Source organism: Leptolyngbya sp. FACHB-36 (genome assembly GCF_014695955.1).
Classification (GTDB): domain Bacteria; phylum Cyanobacteriota; class Cyanobacteriia; order Leptolyngbyales; family Leptolyngbyaceae; genus FACHB-36.
Genome location: NZ_JACJPG010000077.1, coordinates 1 through 2,094, shown reverse-complemented (window position 1 = coordinate 2,094; position 2,094 = coordinate 1). Strand labels below are relative to the sequence as shown.

Annotated in this window: 3 protein-coding genes; all 3 read left to right on the top strand. The window is 54.1% G+C overall.

All coding sequences use genetic code 11. The features are described from left to right. Positions 1-744 (top strand): chlorophyllase (locus H6F43_RS01065; protein ID WP_190340177.1); only part of this gene is annotated, 744 nt, incomplete at its 5' end. Positions 745-865: 121 nt separating this feature from the next. Then, positions 866-1,726: a TIGR02587 family membrane protein gene (locus H6F43_RS01060; protein WP_190340176.1), complete on the top strand. Its 861-nt coding sequence runs from the start codon at positions 866-868 to the stop codon at positions 1,724-1,726. 25 nt (positions 1,727-1,751) lie between these two features. Beyond that, positions 1,752-2,094, top strand: a 343-nt coding sequence (locus tag H6F43_RS01055) for a TIGR02588 family protein (protein WP_190340175.1), incomplete at its 3' end; no start/stop codon positions are given.

Sequence of the window (2,094 nt, the reverse complement as noted above, 5' to 3'; positions counted from 1 at the left end):
AAGTCCGATTACTCGGATTTTGCTTCACAAGTTGCCAGCTATGGCTTTGTGGTGGTGGTTCCTAATAATGAGCGGACGTTGGCGGTTCCGGGTGGTCCAGTCTTCACGGGGCTGTTTCCGGAGCAGCAGGACGTAAACGATGTGCTGGCGCAACTGAAAGCGGAAGACGCGGATGCTGAATCGCCGATTTTCAAGATTGTGGATACCGACACGCTGGGGCTGCTGGGACATTCGTTTGGCGGAGCAGTCGGATTAGGTGCATCGCAGGACGAGGTGTGTGTATTTGGAATTTGCTCACCGGGCTACACGATTCCGCCAGAGTTAAAAGCGGGCATTTTCTATGGCACCAGTTTTCGAGATCAGCTAACTCAGGAATTCCTGCCACTTAATAATGAGGGAATTCCGCTCGGCTTAATCGTCGGTAGCCTGGATGGTGTTGCGGCACCGTCCGGAAGCCAAACCACCTACGATAACATTCTCAATCCGCCCAAAGCGCTAATCACAGTAGAGGGCGCGAACCACTACGGCATCACGAATGAGGATAATTTGCTGCGGGAGCCGAACCGACCCACGTTGGATCAGACGACGGCGATCGAGACGATCGCGCGATGGAGTGGACTGTTTTTAAGAGCCAATTTGCTGGGCGATCAAGGCGCGTTCAATTATGTGTTTAACGCTGGGGATGTCCTTGATCCAAACGTTAGCGTGATTAGCCAAACGCAGCCCATCCTGCAAGCTGCATGAGCTGCTAGAGAGCTTGCTGTTGTTTGACGTTTTCTTGCAATCTAAACGGGTCTATCTTTCAGGAGTAGACAGGGCTAAAGACCAAGCTATAGGCTGATCCCAGTGAGTCAGAATTGCCAAAATGGGACGCCAAAAGAAACGATCGACAATGTGGTCCACCGAACTAGATGATCTGGTTCGGGGCGCATCCGGCGGCTTTCTGTTTGGGATTCCGCTGCTCTACACAATGGAGGTGTGGTGGATCGGCTCTTCGATCGCTCCAGTGCGTCTGCTGATGGCGCTGCTGCTGACCTTTGCGATCGTGTTTCTGTTGAATCGCACCTGCGGCTTTCGCAAGACCGACACCATTAACGCGGTCAATGCGGCAATCGACACGATCGAAGCGATGGCGCTTGGGCTGGTTTGTGCAACCGTGATTCTCGTACTGCTGCGAGAAATCACCCTGCAAACGCCGCTGAACGAAGCGCTGGGGAAGCTAATCTACGAAGGTGTTCCGTTCACGCTGGGCGTGGCGCTGGCAAATCAGTTCCTCAGCGACGGCGATCGCGAAGGCGACTCACCAAAGCAATCCGGAGAGGGCGACCTTAACGCAACGCTATCCGACGTTGGTGCAACACTGATTGGCGGCACCATTATCGCCTTCAACATTGCTCCCACAGACGAAATTCCGATGCTGGCGGCAGCCACCTCTCCGCCGTGGCTGCTAGCCATGATGGCGATCTCGCTGATAATTTCCTACGGCATCGTTTTTGAAGCAGGTTTTGCCAACCAGCCGAAGCGCCACAACCAGCAGGGAATTTTTCAGCGTCCCCTCAGCGAGACGATCTCCGCCTATCTGGTGTCGCTAATTGCTGCCGCTGCGATGCTTTTCTTCTTTGATAAGCTGCAGTTCGATGATCCCTGGCAATCCTGGCTCACACAAACGCTGATTCTTGCACTGCCTACGACGATCGGCGGAGCGGCTGGGCGTCTCGCTGTTTAGAATTCGTAATTTTGAATTATCCTCTATGCCTGACTCCACCGAACGTCCTTCCCGCACTCCTGCCGAGTGGATCACCTTTGGCATTGCCACCGCAATTTTGGCTGCGATCGCGGGATTAGTGAGCTACGCCTGGGTTACGGAGCGCGATCGTCCTCCTGTTCTTGTGATCAATCGCACTGAAGCCGTACGAGAAGCCGAGGGGCAGTTCTATGTGCCGTTTGAGGTCGCTAACACAGGGGGCGAAACGGTGGAGTCGGTGCAAATTGTTGCTGAGTTGCGGGTCAACGATCGCGTTGAAGAAGCAGGCGATCAGCAAATTGACTTTCTCTCAGGCGGCGAAACCGAAGAAGGAGCGTTTGTGTTTCGTC